General features: G+C 57.9%; 1 protein-coding gene. It reads right to left on the bottom strand.

Going from position 1 to position 321, the window contains the following annotated elements; genetic code table 11:
* On the bottom strand, positions 1-216 hold a 216-nt coding region (locus A3728_RS19715), incomplete at its 3' end, for a VOC family protein (protein WP_201722355.1).
* Positions 217-321 lie beyond the last annotated feature (105 nt).

The raw sequence follows: 321 nt of genomic DNA, 5'->3' as shown, positions 1-321 counted from the left end.
GTTGTGCATGGCGCGGCGATTCTCATTCGTGAAGATGGTGATGAGACGACCGTCGCCGGGATCGAAATAAAGATGCCCTTCGTCCGGATCGTCAAGGTTCGGCTGGTCGAAGATGAAAGGCATGCCTAGCACCCCTTCCCAGAAGTCGATGGAGCTTTGCCGGTCGGCGCCTGTGAGCGTAATATGGTGTACGCCAAGCGATTGTATCTTTTTCATGTTCCTCGTCTCCTTCACACCGGGGGCAATCGCGGTTCCCCTCAGCATAGCGCACCGGCAACATCGTGCCACCCTGCCACTTTGCCCCCCCTTTCACCCGGAGGC

The sequence above is a fragment of the Sulfitobacter sp. HI0040 genome (assembly GCF_001634885.1).
In the GTDB taxonomy this organism is placed as follows: Bacteria; Pseudomonadota; Alphaproteobacteria; order Rhodobacterales; family Rhodobacteraceae; genus Sulfitobacter.
This window is presented reverse-complemented; position numbering and strand designations above follow the sequence as displayed.